Here is a 19,687-nt window from a genome sequence, read left to right on the forward strand (position 1 = left end):
AAGAACACAGCCCTTTGGCTATGCTCTCTTCTTGTTTTACAAATATTTATTCCGTTAGTCCCTCATACTGCGGTAATGGATAGGTTGAAATGTCTAATCGCTTCATTACTGGAATCGAACGAGTATACCAGCCTAATTCTTTTGCAAACTCTCTCACAGGGACATAAACGGTTCCATTTTTCGCTTCTACATTGACGGATAAAGTCTTGCTTTTCCCATTCACTTGAATGTCATTGCTTCCCGGCGTGAGATTGATCGTGGTTCCGTTATATTGAACGGTTTCGCCATCATTGGACACCGTGACAGTTGGCACTTGAGCAAACAGACCTTTGACATCGACCATCACGACACCAGATTTTGTATAGGTTGGTTGAACTTGACCAACCGTCACTTTGTCATGACCGTATACACCAAATTGAGTATATGGAATATGCAAGTCAATCCAATATTGATTTGCTTCTTTCGGTTGAGAAGGCATAGTAACCGTTACCGGATGATCTTCCGGAAAAGGAGGATTATAAATTTCTGAATCCTTATAAGCCTTACCGTTGAATGAAATAATTTCATAGTCTGGATAATGAGCGCTTATCAACGTTTTTTGAGATAGTAAAGACTGTGTTTCATTTTTTAAATAGGTTTCAGGATCTGGAAGATTTTTATAGGCATCTTTTGATTGATGTAGTTCGTTGTAAAAATCTTTTAACAAATCAACATCTGCTACAATGCCCCCTCCCGGCACCATACCATCAATTCTCCGAACTAATGTCCAGTCTCCATATTTTGCGTGAAGCTCACTCAATGACATATTGACATAATCAGGAACCGTATCCGAAGGATTCGTAGGTGTAGATGGACCTGTCGGATTGCTCGGTTCAGTTGGATTCGTTGGCGCCGGTGTTGATGGACTTCCTGGATTGCTTGGTTTCGTTTCATTTCTTTCGATAACCTGCAGCATCCGGCTCACCAAAACGCTGGATGAAGCACGGTCGGCGTCTTCACTAGGAGCAAATGTACCGTTTGTTTTTCCTTGAATCACGCCATAAAAGACCATTCGTTTGACTGATTCTAAAGCATAGGCCGGAACATTGTCTTTAAATTTCAGATTTCCTTCTTCTTTGAAATTCCCTTTGAGATTCATGGCCCGATCTAACATAACGGCCATATCAGCGCGTGTTACGGGACGATCAGGATAAAATTTACCACCTGTCCCCTTAACAATTCCTGCACTCGCAGCACGACTAATTTCATCATAAAGTGCCTTCGATTCTGGAACATCTTTGAAACGACTCGTTCCCTTTGGTAACTTCAACGCTCTAGCAACCATGCCAGCAAATTGTCCTCTTGTTACCTTTTCATCTGGATGAAATTTGCCATCAGAATAGCCAGTGACAGCACCACGTTCTACTAATTTCTCAATATCCGAATAAGCGTATGAACTTTTCGGAACATCTCGAAAGTCTGTATTAGCTGCACTCGCCCCAACAGCAGGGATAGAACCCGTTAAAAAAGTCGCAAATGCCAAAGCTCCTACAAAACTCTTTTTCTTCAATTCAAACGCCTCCTTAAAAAGATACCATTAATTTCATTATACACAACTATCTACCTATATTGGTTATATGTTCCACTGAATCCTCTTTCAATCGGGCCGTAGCTACTAACTGTTTCAATTCATCGATAGATAAATTTTCAAGAGGCTCGCCTTTATGGGTGTAAAAATGCAACCTTTTCAATTCTTCTATAAGAACTGATTTTGTTTTGTTATGCAAACCACCCAACGAAAACCCCCCTTTCTTTCATTTGAACAATGCTTTATATTTACAGTTAAGGAGAAACCCACGATAATAACTTGGAATCTCCTCATAATTCCGAGCAAACAAAATTCGTTGAGGAAGTTGGAAGAAATCTTCCAACTTGTTGAGTTTTTCTCGGTTGCAGAAGCTCAAGCCGGCTTCTATCCGTTGATATTGCCGGATCGTGGTTCCGATTGCTTGAGCCACATCTTCTTGAGTAAAATCCATCTTTTCACGCATTTTTTTCAAATATGTCATGTACCACCACTCATTTTCAATGTTATAACGACATTTTATGTCGTTTTATAAGTTCAATATATGCGACGTTTTATGTCGTGTCAACAATTTTTTCGGAGGATTTTTCTATGGCATCATTAGGCGAAAGAATTAAAGAATTAAGAGTCTCAAAAGAGCTAACTCAAAGTGACATTGCAAAATTACTTAATATCACCACTAGGCAAGAACAGCGTTATGAAAGTGACAAAAGCGATATGCCGATTTCCAAAGTTATTATTCTTGCCGATTTTTTCGATGTATCCATCGACTATCTCACAGGACGTTCGGATGATCCAACACGAAAATAGCAACGAAGGGAACAAGCCCTCCGTTGCTACTTCCTTTGAAATATGCATAATTGAATCGGAAACTGTTTGAGAATCATTGCGGCAATTTACTGCATTTTTTGAAACATCATCAATCATTTCATTTTTATCATCCCCTTTTTGATTAGCATAAAAAAAGAACATAGCCCTTTAAGCTATGCTCCTTTTTATCTCACACTATCATAATAGCAGATTTTTTTCTGTTTTCCGTACCAAAAAAGTATCAAAAAAATTGCAAAAAACTATCAAAAAAATCTCACGAAAGTTGCACAAAAGTCGCACGAAAATCTCATAAAACTCTCATATTTTTATTAATTGATACTCTTTTCTAATAATAAAGTTTAAAGTCTCTTCACCATTTTTGTTATTAGCATAGAATTTGGCAATAAGTTAATTAGAATGGGATACACTCAAACCTTCTCCTTCTTCAACTTACTGACCAGCCAGTTGATGAAAAAAAGCGGTCAAGCGCTTTCCTTGGCGATTCTTTTCCATCAACTATCCTTTATTACCGTGCTGAAGAAGTTTAGTTGATCGAATCGAAATAAAAAAGCGACGCCGCAGTAAGCGTCGATGACCGCTTCATCGCCTTTTAATTCGGCATATTCCAAAGCCTTGTCATACAATACTTTCGTTTGTTCAGCATTCACTTGGTAAGAGGATTTGTCCGAAATGTCAAATTGAACTTTGCCGAGTCGTAAATGGCACCCCGTCCTCATATTTTTTCCGGGAATGACATTCATCCGCTTACTGTTGACGTTTTGAATGATACCCATACATTTCATCCGAGAAAAGGATTTTATCGACAGGATTAACGAGCATAGATACAGTTCAAGTACATACTCACGGAGAACTGTCTATTATCGGATAACAATATACGGTCTCATCATCTCATAATCCTCGTGCTCCAAGATATGACAGTGCCATACATACAACCCTGTATAAGGACCAAACTTCATGATAATTCGAGTGACTTGGTTAGGATTAGCTCTTACTGTGTCCTTCCATCCTTGTTCTTGTGGTTCGGGAGGCATCGCCGGACCCGTATAATGGATCATTCTCTCCTTTTTATACTTTTCTACATCGAAATCTCTCCGGTCTAATATTTGATAATCAATTAAGTGAAGATGAATAGGGTGTGTATCCGTAGTTAAGTTAATTAGATACCATATTTCAGTTGATCCCAATTTTGGATTTTCTGTTATGGGGGCATCCCAGTGTTTATTATCCAATAGCATGAATTCACGACCGTACTTATCCATATTATCATTTAATGTTAGGTATCGTATCTTGGAAGCTGACTGTACTTTTATTTTTGGAAGAGGCATCATATAAGCCGGAATAACACTCGTATCAACACTTGACAGTGGAAGAGTCACTCTAAACTGCATCACAGTACCTGTATTTTCATTTGGTGGATCTCCGGTTGGAAATGGCGCGGGGGCATCATTTGTCATGATAATATTCTTGCCTTCAAGATTGGTAAAATCAATGATCACATCTGCTCGTTCTGCAGGTGCCAACATGATTTCTTTGACGCCTATCGGGTGCTGCATGAATCCTCCATCCGTTCCGATTTGATAAAAAAGTTGTCCCGAATCAAGCTTTAGCCTATAGAAACGGGTGTTAGATGCATTTAACAACCTGAATCGATATTTACGGGGTTCCACTTTTAGATACGGCCATACTTTTCCGTTCACCAAGATGGTATCTCCAATAAATTCAGGAACTATCGACGTTTCTAATTCCGGGACTGGTTTTTCTGGTTGCTTCGGGTAATAAAGAGAACCATCTTTATTAAATGTCTTGTCTTGTATCATAAGAGGGACCTCATATTTCCCACTTGGTAAATTCAATAAACGTTCCCGATGATCTCTGATAAGATAGAATCCTGCCAATCCAGCATACACATTGAGCCTCGTGATACCAAGCGCATGGTCATGATACCAGAGGGTGCAAGCTCGATCGTCATTATCATATCGATATATTTGCTTTCTAAAATATGGACCGACTTGTTTGAATCCCTTTGTAAACCAAGCCTCCGGGTAGCCATCGCTTTCCCATTCAACACTAGCGCCATGTACGTGTACCACCGTTCGTACTTCCGGGACATCCATGTGGGCACCATGCACCGTATAGTCTACCGGCAAAAGATGCTTATCGGGAAGATTGTTGATCCATTTAATAAACACTTTTTCTCCGCTTTCTACTTCAATTGTAGGTCCTGGATAACTGCCTTCATATCCCCAAACAGTTGTATCGTTTAATTCGCTATGGAGCGACTGTTTAAATTCCGTCATATTCACTTCATAATAAGTATGAAACCGATCTTTCCATCGAGGTTTTAAAACAGGGGGAATGGAGAGCTCATCTACAAATTTGGAGAGAATCATATTTCCACTCCTTTATAACCTGCTGATTATAAGCATCTTCTTTCTAAAGGTTATAAATATTTCAAGCCCTGTATGACAAATTCAAATGGTTATTGCGGTTGACAAATAATGCGATTGCACGAGAAAATCAAAGAAAACAAAAGAGAAGTTCGTCGCTGTACACATAGTACGTACTATTCTGAATCATTGGAATAGGCGCTTGTTCAACTAAGGGTACTACTACAATAAGTGATGCCGCCTTTTTTATTGTGCAAATGGGGGTTTCGTTGAAGAAGACATACAAAAAAATCAACATTAAAATTTAAAAGTGCCTTTCTTTTATATCCCACCTAGTGCCGAACAAATCACTTTCCTATTTCATATGGGCAGCATCCCCTTCAAACAACACATGATGAACTTGCCATTGAGGAATTAAAACAGTTACTGGAAGCCTTTATGGTTTTTCAAAGAATTGGCTCCTGAAATCCTACATCGATGATATTGAGCGAATTGAAAAAAAGCAGATGGAACACCGAAAATCTTTTTCAGATTTCCGGCTTCCTCTGCTTATTTCTCCTTCAACACCATCTGCGCCACTGCCTCCACATGCCCTGTCTGCGGGAACATGTCGACGGGTTGGACTTTGGTGGTTTTGTATCCGCCGTCTTCGAGGATGCGGAGGTCGCGGGCGAGTGTGGCGGGGTTGCAGGAGACGTAGACGACTTTTTTTGGTTTCATTTGCAGGATGGTGTCCAATAGAGCCGGGTCGCATCCTTTTCTGGGGGGATCGACGACAAGAACGTCGGCTTTGACTCCTCTTTGGTACCATTCCGGGATGACTTCTTCCGCTTTCCCCGCCGCAAATTCGGAATTGGTGATGCCGTTTAGTTCGGCATTTTTCTTCGCATCCTCAATCGCTTCGGGGACGATTTCGACGCCGTACACTTTTTTCGCTTTTTTGGCTAAAAACAACGAAATGGTGCCGATGCCGCAATAAGCGTCGATGACCGTTTCATCGCCTTTTAATTCGGCATATTCCAAAGCCTTGTCATACAATACTTTCGTTTGTTCAGGGTTCACTTGGTAAAAGGACTTGGCCGAAATGGCAAATTGAACATCGCCGATCGAGTCATAAATGACATCCCGTCCCCATAAAACGATCGTTTCCTCGCCGAGAATGACATTCGTTCGCTTGCTGTTGACGTTTTGAATAATCGAACGGATCCCGGGCACACGTGCTTTGATTTCTTGTACGATCTTCTTTTTATGCGGCAAGTCTTTTGTCCGTGTAATCAAGACGACCATGATCTCACCGCTCGTCCGGCCATAGCGGACCATAATATGACGGAGTATGCCTTTATGCTGTTTCTCATCGTAAGGACGAATGCGATAGCGGGCGCAAATGTCTTTTACGACTTGAATCGTTTCGTCGGTTTGCTTTTGCTGAATGATGCAAGCGTCCATTTCCATGATCTCGTGGCTGCGTTTTTTGTAAAAACCGGCAATGATCTTGCCGTTTCTTTGACCGACCGGCACTTGCGCCTTGTTGCGGTAATGCCACGGTGTTTCCATTCCTAATGCCGGAAGGACTTCCGCATCCGTTATTTTTCCGATTCGCACAAGGCAATCTTGCACATGCTTTTCTTTTATTTTTAATTGTCCCTCATAGCTTACATGCTGAAGCTGGCAGCCGCCGCATTCATGGTAAAGCGGGCACGGAGGATTCATGCGTTCCGGGCTTTCTTCATAAATGTCGAGGATTTTGCCAAAACCGTAGCTTTTATTGATTTTGGTTACTTGAATCGTTCCCTTTTCTCCTTGCAGAGCTCCGGGAACAAACAACGGATAGCTGTCTACCTTGGCCACTCCTTGCCCTTCATGCGTGACATCATCGAAGATAACCTCGATCTTTTCATTTAATTGAACCGGTGCCTGTACTTTCGCCAAACCTATCACCTTCTTTGGTATCTCCTATAAAATCAGTATCTCAATTTCCCATTCGCAATATCCGATTAGATTTGTGCACATAACAAAAGGGCGGACTTTGCTTCCTAAGCCTGCCCCAATATCTAAAAATGGATTCGCATTTTAAATGAGATTTTTTTCGCCAACCTCAATCCACTCGATCTTGCGGACGAACTTTTTCAATAGGTACAAATACGTCCAAGTGGCGATAAAGATTTTCAAATTCTGCCGGTGCTTCTCCGCCCAGTTCTCCATCCAAGTTAATTAATACTTTTTCAGAGGAACGAACTTTTACTCGGTTGGCCGTTGTATAAATGACGTGATCGTCGGATAAATGTTCTCCCCGCAGCGCCAGCGTGGCAATTCGCAAAAATTCGGCTAGATTCGTTTTCTTTAAAATTAAAAGAGTAAAGAGACCGTCATTGATGGACGCATCGGGAGCCAGTTTTTCGAAGCCGCCGACTGAGTTGGTCAGGGCAATTAAAAACAGCATGGCTTCGCCTTCAAACAATTTTCCATCATATTCAATCGTCAATTCCGTCGCCTTTATCGACGGAAGCATTTCAATTCCTTTGATATAATAAGCAAGCTGGCCCATCATCGTCTTTAGTTTGCTGGGCACTTCATATGTCAGTTCTGTCAGCCGGCCCCCGCCGGCAATATTAATAAAATAGCGGTCATTCATCCGTCCGATATCAACCGGAAGCGTATCGCCTTTCACAATGATATCGACGGCTTTTTCAATATCACGCGGTATTTGAAGAGCTCTGGCAAAGTCATTGGTCGTTCCCATAGGAATAACTCCAAGTTTTGGCCGATATTCCTGCTCTGCTAATCCGTTTACGACTTCATTGAGTGTCCCGTCTCCTCCTGCGGCCACCACAATGTCATAACGTCGTTCCACCGCGATTTTGGCAGCCCTGATCGCATCGCCTTCACCGGTGGTCGCATGAGCGGATGTTTCATAACCGGCATTTTCCAACTTCTGCAAGACTTGCGGCAAATGTTTTTTAAACAATTCGCGTCCTGATGTCGGATTATAAATAATTCTCGCTCTTTTCATAACTCCCCATCCTAATCTGTTAAAGTCGTATGTGTTTGCATTTACCCTCTAACATCATAGCCTATCAGGACGAAGGAATCAATTTTGTAACCCCCTTCATTTACACCCCCATCCCTTTCAACTGGCAGCTCTAAGTGCAAATGCTTATCCACTTTCTTCAAACATCGAAGGATTCTTTGGAAACGTTTCTCTTCTCTGGACGACGCAAAAAATTCTTCTCACAAAAAAAGATTTTCCTTAACATACGCCTGCGCTCGCTCATCCTACCATCTCTATCTGCGTAAACTGCCTGTATATCTTTTGATTCAAACCATTTGTTTGAAATGCTGAAAGCAGCATATCCAATACGGGGCACTGCGGATAAAAATAAAAGGATAAACGAGTTGAAGCACGAAAAATACAATATCAAAAAAGGCGTTCGTCTATCGTTCAAGAAAAACAGTACATCAGAGCGACAAATAAATCTCTTCCTATTTTCTGTTGGATCAAACAACGATGGATTTGCAATGGATGAAAGGGTTGCATTGGGGACAAAAAAAGGGATGATTCCAAAACAAGATGCCTACGAGTTAGCCCGGCTATCTTACCGTTCACTCTCTTCATATTCCTTCATTGATTGGAGGAAGAATAATAGAACAATAATGTTCAACATGGCACGGATTTCTTTTTATTTACAAAAATGTTACACATTCTGTGGCAATCAATGGTATTATGGTGAAGGGTTCTACTTTCTTTGCTCGGGGGAAACCTTTCCGTTGAAAGGAGTTTCATATATGAAGAAACGAACCAAGCGGATCGTTTTGCCTATTTACTTGCTGTTGTTTTCGCTTCTCTTATTTGGACATACGCAAAGCGATCGAGCCAGCAACGAAAGTCCGGAAACTACTATGCTTTCTTTAATAGAAAAAAAATAGAAAAAAAAGATCAAAATTCCGTTTACGTCGATTTTAATAAAGACTTACATATGCATTTCGACCACGTCTTTCTTTTCCCGCCCTATACGGTTGAAAAGGAACAGAAAAAAGTGCTCGGCCAGGAATGGAAAAAGATCCAAAATATTGGTATAGCAAACCGGGACGATATTAATTTATTAATATTTGTCCAAAACGGAAAGATTTCCAATACCATTCTCTTGCCGCGCGAATACAAAATAAAAATGCCCCGTCCCATGAATAAAGACTACGAAATACCGTCGGCCGTCGTGATCGAAAAAAATGCTGACAAGTGACGGGTGATTCAAAAGCCAAAGAAATCCCTTTCATGTATCGGCATGGTCAAGAAAACAGAACCCTTAGCTCTCTTACCGGCCCTTTTTTTCTGCTTTAAAACAATCGTTCAGCCAACCTTGTTTTCAGGCTGTCGAAAACTTCATACCAATATTCTTCAGTTTCCAAATAGCTGTTTTTTAATTGTTGGTGCATTTCTTCATGCTTTTTCTCAAAGTCCGGATGATCCATTGGCGGAAGCGCCGAACGTTTTTCGATCACAAGCTTCTGAATTTCTGAAGCTCTAGGTCCCCAAACAGCTTCCTCTTCTCCATCTTGGTTCAAAAAAATGAAAATGGGGATCGACCTTGTTGTGCCGTTTGTTAAATATTGATCCATCAGTTCAAGATTTTCATCCCGATACAAAAACCGTACGTCCATCTCTGCGGCTTCCGCCAACTTTAACAAGATCGGAACATTCAGCATCGAATCACCGCACCAGTCTTCCGTCAACACAATCACGCGCAGTTTTTTTTCTTTTAAACCATTAATAAAATCCTCTTCCCCTTCCGGAATGGTAAATTGGTTGTATATGAAAAGCAGGTTTTCTTTGTTGACGTCCATCTGTTTGACATATTGCTCTGCTGTAATGCCTTTTTCAAACCATTTCTCTAAATTCATCGACACTCCTCCGTTTCTTCTTTAACCGGAAACATGAATGATGCATATTGACTTTCCCTTTATTTTAGCACAACTTCAAGCTATACTCATAAGTTTCTCTTATAAAACAGATGAAATAATCTGAATATTTTATCAAAATGATTAATAAATATACAATCATATCCGTAAAACAAGTCATAAGGTGAAATAAGCGTTGGCCGTGCAATCAAGCAAAAAATACGTCTTAAACAGAAAAGATTGGAGTATTAGCTGCTTAAATGAACCGAAATTTTATTTTTGTCATGCGCCTGATTTTTCTCATCCAAGAAAAAAACAGTTGATTTATGCTTCATACAATTCTATAATTATAAAAAATTACTTATAATTATGAGATTTTATAAATAAAAATACAATCCAGGAGGTTTCTGATGAAAGCTGCCGTTGTCGGTGCTTCCGGCTATGGAGGAGCCGAGTTGATACGCTTATTAATCCATCATCCCCATTTGAAATTGAATAAAATGTATTCTTCAAGCAAAGACCACGTTCCGATTTCTGCAGAATATCCGCATTTATCTGATATATGTGATCTAGAGCTTACGAAATTAGATCCTGACCAGATCGCAGAAGAAGCAGACGTTGTCTTTTTAGCTGTTCCTTCGGGAGCATCAGCAAAACTGGTCCCTGAACTATTGAAGAATGATGTAAAAGTAGTCGATTTATCGGGCGATTTGCGCTTGAAAAATCCTGAAGATTATAAAAATTGGTATAAGAAAACACCGGCGGATTCTTTCTATTTGGAACAAGCGGTGTACGGATTGACCGAATGGAACCGAGAAGCCATCAAAAAGGCGAAACTTTTATCCAATCCGGGCTGTTATCCGACCGCCACACTGCTGGGGCTCGCTCCCGTCGTCAAAGAACATTGGATTGATGTTCGGCAAATTATTGTTGACGCGAAATCCGGCGTCTCCGGCGCGGGCAGAGGGCTTTCCTTGAACGTTCATTTCGCGGAAATGAATGAAAACTTCCGTATTTATAAAGTCAATGCTCATCAACACATACCTGAAATCGAACAGCAGCTCGAACTTTGGAACAAGGCTAGTGGACCTATCACCTTTTCAACCCATTTGCTGCCGATTACAAGAGGCATTATGGCCACGATATACTCTCCATTAGCCAAAGAAGCGACATCCGAACAAGTATATGAATTGTACAAAGAAACATACAAGAACGAAAGGTTTGTCCGCGTTCGTCCTCTTGGTACGTTCCCAAGTGTGAAAGAAACAGCTGGTTCCAACTTTTGTGACATCGGGGTCGCCGTGGATGAACGAACGAACCGACTCACCATCGTCTCGGTTATTGACAATTTAATGAAAGGAGCCGCGGGTCAAGCGGTTCAAAATGCAAATTTGATGTTTGGATTTGACGAAACAAGCGGATTGAAAGGCTTTCCTTTATACCCGTGAAAATGAACAGGAGGAGTTTTACATGCAAGCATTGAAAAAACCGTACGATATCCATCAGCTGGAAAACGGATCTATCATCTCCCCGAAAGGGTTCGCCGCTGATGGAGTACATGCCGGGCTGCGTTATGCCAAAAAAGACCTCGGTATTATCTTTAGCGAAGTGCCTGCCCAATCTGCAGCTGTCTACACAACGAACGTGTTTCAAGCTGCTCCGTTAAAGGTTACTCAGGAAAGCCTTGCCCAGGAACATAAACTGCAAGCCGTTCTCGTCAACAGCGCCTGCGCTAACGCATGCACCGGAAACAGAGGGCTGCTGGATGCCTATCAAACGCGCGAATGGGTAGCCAAAAAATTCGGCATTCCCGATCACTATGTAGCCGTAGCGTCCACCGGCGTCATTGGGGAATATTTAGAAATGGAAAAAATGAAAAAAGGAATTCAGATGTTGAAACCGGCTGCCTCTAAAGAGCATTCGAATTCGTTTGAAACCTCTATTTTGACGACGGATCTTGTCACAAAAAGCTGCGGGGTCGAAACGACCATTGACGGAAAAAAAGTCACGATCGGAGGCGCGGCGAAAGGATCGGGCATGATCAAGCCGAACATGGCCACCATGCTCGCTTTTGTTACGACCGATGCCGCGGTTGAAGACGGATATGTGAAGCAGGCGCTGAAAGAAATTACGGATGATACTTTTAACCAAATTACCGTAGACGGCGATACCTCCACCAATGATATGGTCCTCGTCTTGGCCAACGGACTGGCAGGAAATAACCCGCTTTCCCCAAAACATCCGGAATGGCAGAAGTTTTTAGCCGCATTCAAAATGGTGTGCGAAGATTTGGCGAAAAAAATTGCCCGCGATGGCGAAGGAGCAACAAAACTGGTGGAAGTCAACGTCGAAGGAGCAGCCAATGACGAAGAAGCCAGAAAGATCGCCAAAACGGTAGTCGGGTCCAGTTTGGTGAAAACCGCCGTCTATGGCAACGATGCGAACTGGGGAAGAGTGGTTTGCGCTGTCGGCTATAGTGAAGCCACCGTTCTTCCGGATCAGATAGACATTGCAATCGGTCCTTATTGGATACTGAAAAATAGCGAAGTTCAAGCCTACAGCGAAGAAGCCGTCACGGAGTATTTAAAAAATGAAACGGTTGTGATCCAGATCCGTCTGAATGTCGGAAACGGGACAGGAACAGCCTGGGGCTGCGATTTAACTTATGATTACGTGAAGATTAATGCCAGTTATCGAACATAACGAAAGGTATGACAAAGGGGGATCCCAATGAAAACGGCAGTAGTGAAATGCGGCGGAAGTGTGGTGGACCATTTATCAGAAGATTTTTTCCAAAGCATGAAAGAAATGGAAAAAGACGGCTACCGCCTTGTATTCGTGCACGGCGGCGGTCCGGAAATCAGCGCCATGCTCGACCTGTTCAAGATCAAATCTGAATTTAAAAACGGTTTAAGAATAACCGACGAAAAAGTGCTGGAAACAGCCGAGCTGGTGCTTTCAGGCAAGACCAATCGAAAATTGGTCCACCTGCTGCAGCAGCACGGCTTCCAAGCGATCGGCTTAAATTCGAGCGACGCTTACTTGCTTGAGGCGGATTTTATCAATCGTGAAGAGTACGGACTAGTTGGAGATGTAACAAACGTCAAGGCCGATTTTCTGTCCAGCCTCACCGAACAGGGACTATTGCCTGTTTTAACGCCGATTGCTTCCGGTCCGGATGGCCGGATTTTAAATGTCAATGCCGATCATGCGGCTTGTGCGGTGGCTGCGGCTCTCAACGCGGACCATTTTTTAATGGTGACGGACGTCGATGGGGTCTACCAAAACGGCCGATTGATCGACCGTTTGACAGAAGAAAAAGCCCATCAACTTATGGAAAGCGGAGTCATTACAGGAGGAATGATTCCAAAAGTCCAATCGGCATTAAAAGCGGCTTCCCAAAATACGGGCCATGTGCATATTGTATCAGGGAAAAAGCGTTTTTATAAAAGCGGCCATTGGCATGGAACACAATTTGCAAAAGAGAAGGTGACAATATGAGTTACTTATTTCCCACATACGCTCGCTGGGAAGTGCAGCCCGTAAAAGCGAAAGGATCGCGGCTGACAGATCAAAACGGCGATGAGTATCTCGATTTTACAGCCGGTATCGGAGTGACCAATCTCGGACATGTACCATCCACTGTTAAAGAAGAGGTAATCGACCAGCTCAACCTGTTTTGGCACACTTCCAATCTGTTTCAAAGCAAACTTCAAGAAGAAACCGCCAAGCTTTTAGCGGAAGCATCCGGTCTTGATCTTGTATTCTTTTGCAACAGCGGAGCGGAAGCAAACGAAGCGGCGATCAAATTAGCCAGAAAGGCAACCGGCCGCTCGAAAATCATCACGTTCTTACATTCGTTTCACGGACGGACTTTTGCCGGAATGGCCGCAACCGGGCAGGAAAAAGTCAAAATCGGCTTTGGTCCGATGCTGGAAACATTTGAATACGTTCCTTTCAACGATATCGAAGCTTTAAAAGCAGCGCTTGATGAAAACACAGCGGCGGTGATGACTGAAATTATCCAAGGAGAAGGTGGCATAAATCCGGCCACGCCGGAATTTTTACAGTCATTGGAAACGTTATGCCATGAAAACGGTTCTCTCCTCATCATCGATGAAATTCAAACCGGCATCGGCCGGACGGGTAAACCGTTTGCCTTCCAACATTATGGCCTGCATCCCGACATTGTCTCGGTCGCAAAAGGAATCGCCAGCGGACTGCCTTTAGGTGCCATCATCGGCAAAAAAGAACTAGGCCAAGCCTTTTCTCCGGGCTCTCACGGTTCCACTTTCGGCGGCAATCCGGTTTCTGTCCGAGCCGCAAAAGCCACATTGGAAATCATTTTCCAAAACGATTTTCTGAATGACGTAGAGAGAAAAGGAGCTTATTTCCAAAACTTGTTGAAGACGAAATTATCCGATGCAAAAGTAGTTAAATCTATTAGAGGAAAAGGATTAATGATCGGTATAGAGCTTACAGACAATGCAGAGCCTTTCCTCGTTCAAGCAAGAAAAGAAAAACTGCTGATTTTAACAGCCGGATCTCATGTCCTCCGCATCCTTCCTCCATTGACGGTCTCAGATTCAGAAATCGAAAAAGCCGTCAACATCTTGTCAAAAGTTCTGGGATCGTAAATGAATATTCCACATCATTCTCCCCTTGTCTCTTTGAAAATGACAGGGGGATTTCTTTTTTTGCACTTCTTCACTCAAGGTTCTCTTCTTTCTTTATCACTATCGATAAAGAGCTCTGCCCTCTTGACAATTCTTTGCACAAAGTTTATCATCACAATATATAGATCGACAACTCCATACGATTTCAATATATTGTTTCGCTGCAAGCGATGGTGTCGTTGGACTTAAAAGGGAATCCGGTGAAATTCCGGAGCTGTCCCCGCAACTGTAAGTGAGACGAACGGGAATACCACTGTATCAGTTTGCTGTTCGGTGCTGATATGGGAAGGTCCCTAGTAGGATGACCACAAGCCAGGAGACCTGCCATCCTTGTCAAGTTTCAATTCTCCGGGGATTTGGGAAGATGAAACGATAGTGAAAAAGGGTTACCTCTGCCTTTTTTGTCTATCGTTTGATCCGCTCATATTTCCGGGCGGATTTTTTTGTTCTTTCAAACGATAAGGAGGACCAAACCATGATCTCAACCAATTCAAAAGAACAAGTTTTTCAGCTTTTATTTGAAAAACTATCTCACCAATATCCACAGCTTGATTTTTCGATATTATCCTTAAAAGCCAAACAGATGGCGGAACAAAAACCGTGGCTTTCGACCAAAGCGTTAACCGAGGAATTGATTTTGGAATGTCTCGGTTTTATCTCTGTAGAAGAACCTGATTGGACGTTTGTAGCCGCCAAGCTGTTCGCCGGCCTATTGTATACAGAAGCAGCAGCCAACAGAGGCTATGATCCGGGCGAGACAGGCTACGGGCCTTTTTATCCGTTGATTCAACATCTGACGGAGATTGGAATTTACGACTCTGTTCTACTTGAAACCTACACCAAACAAGAAATAGAAGAGTTGGAATCTATTATTGATCCGAAAAAAGACGAGCTATTTACATACATCGGGCTGCGTACATTAAATGACCGGTATTTAGCAAAAGATTACGAAAAAAGAACGATGGAATTGCCGCAAGAACGTTGGATGATCATCGCTATGACGTTGATGCAAAAGGAACCGAAAGAAAAACGTCTAACGCTTGTGAAAGAAGCCTACTGGGCGTTAAGCAATCTCTATATGACGGTAGCCACTCCGACTTTGGCCAACGCCGGCAAAAAATACGGTCAATTATCCAGCTGCTTTATCGATACAGTAGACGACAGCCTGCAAGGAATTTACGACAGCAACACCGATGCGGCCAATTTATCGAAACATGGCGGCGGAATCGGTTTGTATCTTGGAAAAATCCGCAGCCGCGGCAGCGCCATTCGCGGCCATCAAGGCGCTTCATCAGGAGTCATTCCGTGGATGAAACAATTGAACAATACCGCTGTCAGCGTCGATCAACTCGGACAACGCAAAGGAGCGATTGCCGTCTATCTGGACGTTTGGCATAAAGATATTTTTGCATTTCTAGACGCGAAGCTGAATAACGGCGACGAACGGTTCCGTACCCACGATATCTTCACGGGCGTGTGCATACCCGATCTCTTTATGGAAGCCGTCGAAAACCGGGATGATTGGTATTTGTTTGATCCTCATGAAGTCAGAACCGTCATGGGCTTCTCATTGGAAGATTATTATGACGAAGAAAAAGGCCGGGGAAGCTTCCGTGAAAAATATCAAGAATGTGTCAACCATCCACAGCTTTCCAAAGAAAAAGTGCCTGCGATTGAAATCATGAAATCCATTATGAGAAGCCAGCTCGAAACGGGAACGCCGTTTATGTTCTACCGTGATGAGGCCAATCGCATGAATCCGAACAAGCATAAAGGAATGATCTACGCGACGAATTTGTGCACCGAGATTGCCCAAAATATGAGCCCGACCGTCATGACCCAACAATATATCCAAGACGGCCGCATTCATGTGGAGAAAGTTCCGGGAGATTTTGTCGTTTGCAATTTGTCGTCCATCCATTTAGCAAGGGCCGTTCAAGATGGATGCTTGGAACGTCTCATCCGAATTCAAGTCCGAATGCTCGACAATGTGATCGACATCAACCATCTTCCTGTTTTGCAGGCTCAAATCACGAACCAAAAATATCGAGCCGTTGGATTAGGCACGTTCGGCTGGCATCATTTGCTCGCTTTGAAACATATCCGCTGGGAAAGTGATGAAGCCGTTCAATATGCGGATGAATTATATGAAACTATCGCTTACTATGCCATTCAAGCCAGCATGGAATTAGCGAAAGAAAAAGGGGCCTATCCTTACTTTGAAGGCTCCGATTGGGAAAGCGGACGCTATTTTGAAGTACGCGGCTATCTGAAAGATGAAAAATGGAAACAGCTAGCCCGCAGCATTCAAGAACACGGAATTCGAAACGGCTATTTAATGGCGATCGCTCCGAATTCATCGACCTCCTTGATAGCCGGAAGCACACCGAGCATTGATCCGGTTTTCCAAAAATTTTATGCCGAAGAAAAGAAAGATTACAAGATACCGGTGACAGCGCCGGACTTGAACGCCGACACGACATGGTATTATAAATCGGCCTATCTTCTCGACCAACATTGGAGCATCCGTCAAAACGCCGTTCGTCAGCGCCATATTGATCAATCGATTTCCTTTAACATGTACGTACAAAACACGATCAAAGCGAAACAGCTGCTGGATCTTCATTTGCAAGCATGGAAATCCGGACTGAAATCTACGTATTATTTGCGGTCCACTTCGTCGGAAATCATGGAAGAATGCGAATCGTGCTCAAGCTGACATTGGATATTCAAGGAGGATATGAAAATGGAACGATTAAAAAAGAGAGAACTAATCAATCGCGAAGCTCCCAACCGTTCGACGAAAATTGTCAACGGTGAAAGCTCCAATATTTTAAACTGGGATGATGTCCGCTTTTCTTGGGCTTATCCGAAGTATAAAAGAATGCTGGCTAATTTTTGGACGCCATTTGAAATCAATATGTCCCAAGACATTAAACAATTTCCTGAGCTGCCTCCTGCTGAACAGGACAGCTTTTTGAAAATCATCGGCCTTCTTGCTTTGCTTGACAGCATCCAAACCGACTATGCCGGAAAAGTAGCCGATTATTTGACCGATTCCAGCTTAAACGCGCTGATGATTATATTGGCTCAGCAGGAAGTGATTCATAATCATTCTTATTCTTATATATTATCCAGCCTCGTTCCGAAACAAAAACAAGATGAAGTTTTTGAGTTTTGGCGGACCGAACCTACTTTGCAGCGAAGAAATGAGTTTGTCACCGATGGGTATAAACATTTCGTGGATCAGCCGACTGTGGAGCACTTATTGAAATCCTGCGTGTTTGACGTCATTTTGGAAGGACTGTTCTTTTATTCAGGGTTCGCTTTCTTTTACCATCTTGCTCGCCATCAAAAAATGGTCGCGACAAGCACGATGATTAATTACATTAACCGGGACGAACAAATTCATGTCGATTTGTTTGTGAAAATCTTTAAAGAAGTATTAAAAGAATACCCGGAATATGATAATGAAGAAATGGAACACTTTGTGAAAGAAACTTTTAAACAAGCGGCAGAACTCGAGATTGATTGGGCACGAGAAGTGATCGGCAATAAAATAAATGGCATTTTCATTGAAGATGTAGAAGCCTATGTCAAGTTTTATTCCAACTTCCGCGTCAAACAGCTTGGATACCCGGATTCAAAACCGTTTCCTGGCTATCAAACCAACCCGCTTCCGTGGATTAAAGCGTATGAAGAAGTAGACTTAGGAAAATCGGATTTCTTTGAACAAAAGTCGCGTCAATATACAAAAGTCAATGTAATTGACAACGGATTCGATGAATTATAAACGCCTCAAGCTTAATCGAGTAGGAGGGGGTGATTAACCCCCGTCCTCTCACACCACCGTACGTACGGTTCCGTATACGGCGGTTCAATCAAGATAAATGACGCAAGAATTCATAACGTTTCTGTAGACTTTTAAGCCCTTGGTTACTCCAATAGGAGTTTCCAAGGGTTCTGTGTAATATGGGACTTTTTGAGATTCGCCAATAACCTTTGCGACTGTTCCCCCATTCATAAGCTTTCCATTCAGGAACTCCTAGTTTTATGAGGTTGCGTATCCTGGTCTTTGAGGTCTTCCAGTTTTTCCATAAACACATCCGGAGTCTTCGTCGAATCCAGCCATCCAAATCTTCAAAGATACTCTTTGTGTCTGCTAATGCAAAATATCCACACCATCCAAGTAGATATTGGTTAAGTTTCTTAATCCGATATTCCATTGGGTATGGTATTTTTCTTGACGTGATTTCTCGCACCTTTTTCTTCATTCGTTTTAGACTTTGCTTGGCAATCCGAACTTTTGGCTCTTTTGAAGGTGTAAAACTAAATCCTAGAAACTTTCGTTTCCATGGTCGGTCAACCGCAGATTTCTTCTCGTTGACTTTTAGACGAAGTTTTCCCTCAATAAATCGTTTGACACTAGCCATGGTTCTTTCACCAGCCCGTTTTGACTTCACGTAAATATTACAGTCATCGGCATAACGAACAAATTTATGCCCTCTTTTCTCTAATTCTTTGTCTAGTTCATCTAGTACAATATTCGAAAGTAAAGGGCTTAGGGGGCCACCTTGCGGCGTCCCTTCTTCTGTCCTAGATACCACACCATTAATCATGACACCAGCTTGTAGATATTTGCGGATTAGCTTCAATAGTGGCTTTTCTTTAATAGTCTTGGCTAATGTACTCATCAGCCTGTCATGATTCACTCGATCGAAGAACTTTTCTAAATCCATGTCTACTACCCATCTATAACCATCTCTGATATAGCCTTTTGCTTTCCTAACTGCGTCATGAGCACTTCGATTTGAACGAAACCCATAACTATGTTCGGAGAACATAGGGTCATATATCCTCGATAATACTTGGGCAATTGCTTGTTGAATCAAACGGTCTGTTACGGTTGGAATACCTAGTAACCGAACACCGCCATCAGGTTTCGGGATTTCGACTCTTCGAACAGGCATTGGTTCATAGGTACCCTTGAGAATAGCTTCTTTAATGGATATCCAGTTTTCGACTATGTGCTGACGTAGGTTTTGTACGGGCATCATATCTACTCCATGGCTACCTTTGTTCTTTTCTACTCTTTGTAAAGCTAAAAGCATATTCTCCCGTGACAGGATTTGATTCAAAAGCATTGTTATTCTTCCTTCCGTGAATAGCTTATCTTCTTATGCCAGTGGTCACTCCACCCTCCAAGAGGTCCCCCACGGGATTCACCGTTTCCTTCCTCAAGTGAGGTACTACGTTTTCTGTGTTCAACATGACACACTGAATGCAAAGGGCTATTCTCTCTTAATTGTTCAGTCCTTCCGAATTGTTCTAGACCA

At 42.5% G+C, this 19,687-nt stretch carries 18 protein-coding genes and 1 riboswitch; of the genes, 9 read left to right on the forward strand and 9 right to left on the reverse strand.

Features of this window, described 5'->3' with window-relative positions:
* Positions 1–46: 46 nt before the first annotated feature.
* From NST81_RS15355 to NST81_RS15365, 3 genes are read right to left on the reverse strand one after another with little or no spacing between them, the layout of a single operon-like run.
* Positions 47–1,549, reverse strand: coding sequence for an S-layer homology domain-containing protein (locus NST81_RS15355; protein ID WP_341030198.1), 1,503 nt, complete (start codon positions 1,547–1,549; stop codon positions 47–49).
* Positions 1,550–1,595: 46 nt separating this feature from the next.
* Positions 1,596–1,775 carry a hypothetical protein gene (locus NST81_RS15360; RefSeq protein WP_341030200.1) on the reverse strand — a complete coding sequence of 60 codons (180 nt, stop codon included), beginning with the start codon at positions 1,773–1,775 and terminating at the stop codon, positions 1,596–1,598.
* 18 nt (positions 1,776–1,793) lie between these two features.
* Positions 1,794–2,048 carry a helix-turn-helix domain-containing protein gene (locus tag NST81_RS15365; protein ID WP_341030201.1) on the reverse strand — a complete coding sequence of 85 codons (255 nt, stop codon included), beginning with the start codon at positions 2,046–2,048 and terminating at the stop codon, positions 1,794–1,796.
* 107 nt (positions 2,049–2,155) lie between these two features.
* Here NST81_RS15365 and NST81_RS15370 point away from each other — a divergent pair, with 107 nt between their 5' ends.
* A complete protein-coding gene (locus NST81_RS15370; protein WP_341030202.1) occupies positions 2,156–2,374 on the forward strand; it encodes a helix-turn-helix domain-containing protein in 219 nt (72 codons plus the stop codon).
* Between the two features lie 512 nt (positions 2,375–2,886).
* On the opposite strand, the gene NST81_RS15375 is transcribed toward NST81_RS15370, so the two are convergent.
* The 4 genes from NST81_RS15375 to NST81_RS15390 all read right to left on the reverse strand — a co-directional run bounded on the left by NST81_RS15375 (position 2,887) and on the right by NST81_RS15390 (position 7,792).
* Positions 2,887–3,168: a hypothetical protein gene (locus NST81_RS15375; RefSeq protein WP_412678304.1), complete on the reverse strand. Its 282-nt coding sequence runs from the start codon at positions 3,166–3,168 to the stop codon at positions 2,887–2,889.
* Between the two features lie 84 nt (positions 3,169–3,252).
* Positions 3,253–4,785, reverse strand: a complete 1,533-nt coding sequence (locus NST81_RS15380) for a multicopper oxidase family protein (protein WP_341030203.1) — start codon at positions 4,783–4,785, stop codon at positions 3,253–3,255.
* A gap of 546 nt (positions 4,786–5,331) precedes the next feature.
* A complete protein-coding gene (rlmD, locus tag NST81_RS15385) occupies positions 5,332–6,720 on the reverse strand; it encodes a 23S rRNA (uracil(1939)-C(5))-methyltransferase RlmD (protein ID WP_445662363.1) in 1,389 nt (462 codons plus the stop codon).
* 157 nt (positions 6,721–6,877) lie between these two features.
* A complete protein-coding gene (locus NST81_RS15390; protein ID WP_003354134.1) occupies positions 6,878–7,792 on the reverse strand; it encodes a diacylglycerol kinase in 915 nt (304 codons plus the stop codon).
* 773 nt (positions 7,793–8,565) lie between these two features.
* Here NST81_RS15390 and NST81_RS15395 point away from each other — a divergent pair.
* Together NST81_RS15395 and NST81_RS15400 are read left to right on the forward strand one after the other, a co-directional pair.
* Positions 8,566–8,706 (forward strand): hypothetical protein, encoded by a 141-nt coding sequence (locus NST81_RS15395; protein ID WP_341030205.1) that lies wholly within the window; start codon positions 8,566–8,568, stop codon positions 8,704–8,706.
* Between the two features lie 50 nt (positions 8,707–8,756).
* Positions 8,757–9,020: a hypothetical protein gene (locus NST81_RS15400; protein ID WP_341030206.1), complete on the forward strand. Its 264-nt coding sequence runs from the start codon at positions 8,757–8,759 to the stop codon at positions 9,018–9,020.
* A 94-nt stretch (positions 9,021–9,114) separates the two neighbouring features.
* Here the strand turns inward: NST81_RS15400 and NST81_RS15405 are convergent, their stop codons facing one another.
* Positions 9,115–9,678, reverse strand: coding sequence for a thioredoxin family protein (locus NST81_RS15405; RefSeq protein WP_341030207.1), 564 nt, complete (start codon positions 9,676–9,678; stop codon positions 9,115–9,117).
* 407 nt (positions 9,679–10,085) lie between these two features.
* On the opposite strand from NST81_RS15405, the gene argC reads away from it, so the two are divergent.
* The 6 genes from argC to NST81_RS15435 all read left to right on the forward strand — a co-directional run bounded on the left by argC (position 10,086) and on the right by NST81_RS15435 (position 18,144).
* Positions 10,086–11,123, forward strand: coding sequence for an N-acetyl-gamma-glutamyl-phosphate reductase (gene argC, locus NST81_RS15410; protein ID WP_341030208.1), 1,038 nt, complete (start codon positions 10,086–10,088; stop codon positions 11,121–11,123).
* A 22-nt stretch (positions 11,124–11,145) separates the two neighbouring features.
* On the forward strand, positions 11,146–12,378 hold the full coding sequence (gene argJ / locus NST81_RS15415; RefSeq protein ID WP_048624094.1) for a bifunctional glutamate N-acetyltransferase/amino-acid acetyltransferase ArgJ: 1,233 nt from the start codon (positions 11,146–11,148) through the stop codon (positions 12,376–12,378).
* Positions 12,379–12,405: 27 nt separating this feature from the next.
* Positions 12,406–13,176, forward strand: coding sequence for an acetylglutamate kinase (gene argB, locus NST81_RS15420; protein ID WP_341030209.1), 771 nt, complete (start codon positions 12,406–12,408; stop codon positions 13,174–13,176).
* Complete coding sequence (locus NST81_RS15425; RefSeq protein WP_341030210.1) at positions 13,173–14,312, forward strand: acetylornithine transaminase; 1,140 nt, start codon at positions 13,173–13,175, stop codon at positions 14,310–14,312. Before argB ends, NST81_RS15425 begins: the two co-directional genes overlap by 4 nt.
* A gap of 193 nt (positions 14,313–14,505) precedes the next feature.
* Positions 14,506–14,694: riboswitch (cobalamin riboswitch) on the forward strand.
* Between the two features lie 132 nt (positions 14,695–14,826).
* Positions 14,827–17,070 (forward strand): ribonucleoside-diphosphate reductase subunit alpha, encoded by a 2,244-nt coding sequence (locus NST81_RS15430; RefSeq protein WP_003354125.1) that lies wholly within the window; start codon positions 14,827–14,829, stop codon positions 17,068–17,070.
* A 27-nt stretch (positions 17,071–17,097) separates the two neighbouring features.
* Positions 17,098–18,144, forward strand: coding sequence for a ribonucleotide-diphosphate reductase subunit beta (locus tag NST81_RS15435; protein WP_341030212.1), 1,047 nt, complete (start codon positions 17,098–17,100; stop codon positions 18,142–18,144).
* An 88-nt stretch (positions 18,145–18,232) separates the two neighbouring features.
* Here NST81_RS15435 and ltrA read toward each other — a convergent pair whose 3' ends face one another.
* Entirely contained in the window at positions 18,233–19,495 is a 1,263-nt protein-coding gene (gene ltrA, locus NST81_RS15440) for a group II intron reverse transcriptase/maturase (RefSeq protein WP_003354109.1), read from the reverse strand.
* Positions 19,496–19,687: the final 192 nt, after the last annotated feature.

It is taken from the genome of Bacillus sp. FSL W8-0223 (genome assembly GCF_038006805.1).
GTDB classification, from domain to species: domain Bacteria; phylum Bacillota; class Bacilli; order Bacillales; family DSM-4216; genus Bacillus_O; species Bacillus_O smithii.

Bases quoted from the DNA above. Each gene is read 5' to 3' on its own strand.
- NST81_RS15380 (WP_341030203.1), bottom strand. From the start codon at position 4,785: ATGATTCTCTCCAAATTTGTAGATGAGCTCTCCATTCCCCCTGTTTTA.
- argJ (WP_048624094.1), top strand. From the start codon at position 11,146: ATGCAAGCATTGAAAAAACCGTACGATATCCATCAGCTGGAAAACGGA.
- NST81_RS15375 (WP_412678304.1), bottom strand. From the start codon at position 3,168: ATGGGTATCATTCAAAACGTCAACAGTAAGCGGATGAATGTCATTCCC.
- NST81_RS15365 (WP_341030201.1), bottom strand. From the start codon at position 2,048: ATGACATATTTGAAAAAAATGCGTGAAAAGATGGATTTTACTCAAGAA.
- NST81_RS15405 (WP_341030207.1), bottom strand. From the start codon at position 9,678: ATGAATTTAGAGAAATGGTTTGAAAAAGGCATTACAGCAGAGCAATAT.
- ltrA (WP_003354109.1), bottom strand. From the start codon at position 19,495: ATGCTTTTGAATCAAATCCTGTCACGGGAGAATATGCTTTTAGCTTTA.
- NST81_RS15430 (WP_003354125.1), top strand. From the start codon at position 14,827: ATGATCTCAACCAATTCAAAAGAACAAGTTTTTCAGCTTTTATTTGAA.
- argB (WP_341030209.1), top strand. From the start codon at position 12,406: ATGAAAACGGCAGTAGTGAAATGCGGCGGAAGTGTGGTGGACCATTTA.
- NST81_RS15390 (WP_003354134.1), bottom strand. From the start codon at position 7,792: ATGAAAAGAGCGAGAATTATTTATAATCCGACATCAGGACGCGAATTG.
- NST81_RS15435 (WP_341030212.1), top strand. From the start codon at position 17,098: ATGGAACGATTAAAAAAGAGAGAACTAATCAATCGCGAAGCTCCCAAC.
- NST81_RS15425 (WP_341030210.1), top strand. From the start codon at position 13,173: ATGAGTTACTTATTTCCCACATACGCTCGCTGGGAAGTGCAGCCCGTA.
- NST81_RS15400 (WP_341030206.1), top strand. From the start codon at position 8,757: ATGCATTTCGACCACGTCTTTCTTTTCCCGCCCTATACGGTTGAAAAG.
- NST81_RS15395 (WP_341030205.1), top strand. From the start codon at position 8,566: ATGAAGAAACGAACCAAGCGGATCGTTTTGCCTATTTACTTGCTGTTG.
- argC (WP_341030208.1), top strand. From the start codon at position 10,086: ATGAAAGCTGCCGTTGTCGGTGCTTCCGGCTATGGAGGAGCCGAGTTG.
- NST81_RS15370 (WP_341030202.1), top strand. From the start codon at position 2,156: ATGGCATCATTAGGCGAAAGAATTAAAGAATTAAGAGTCTCAAAAGAG.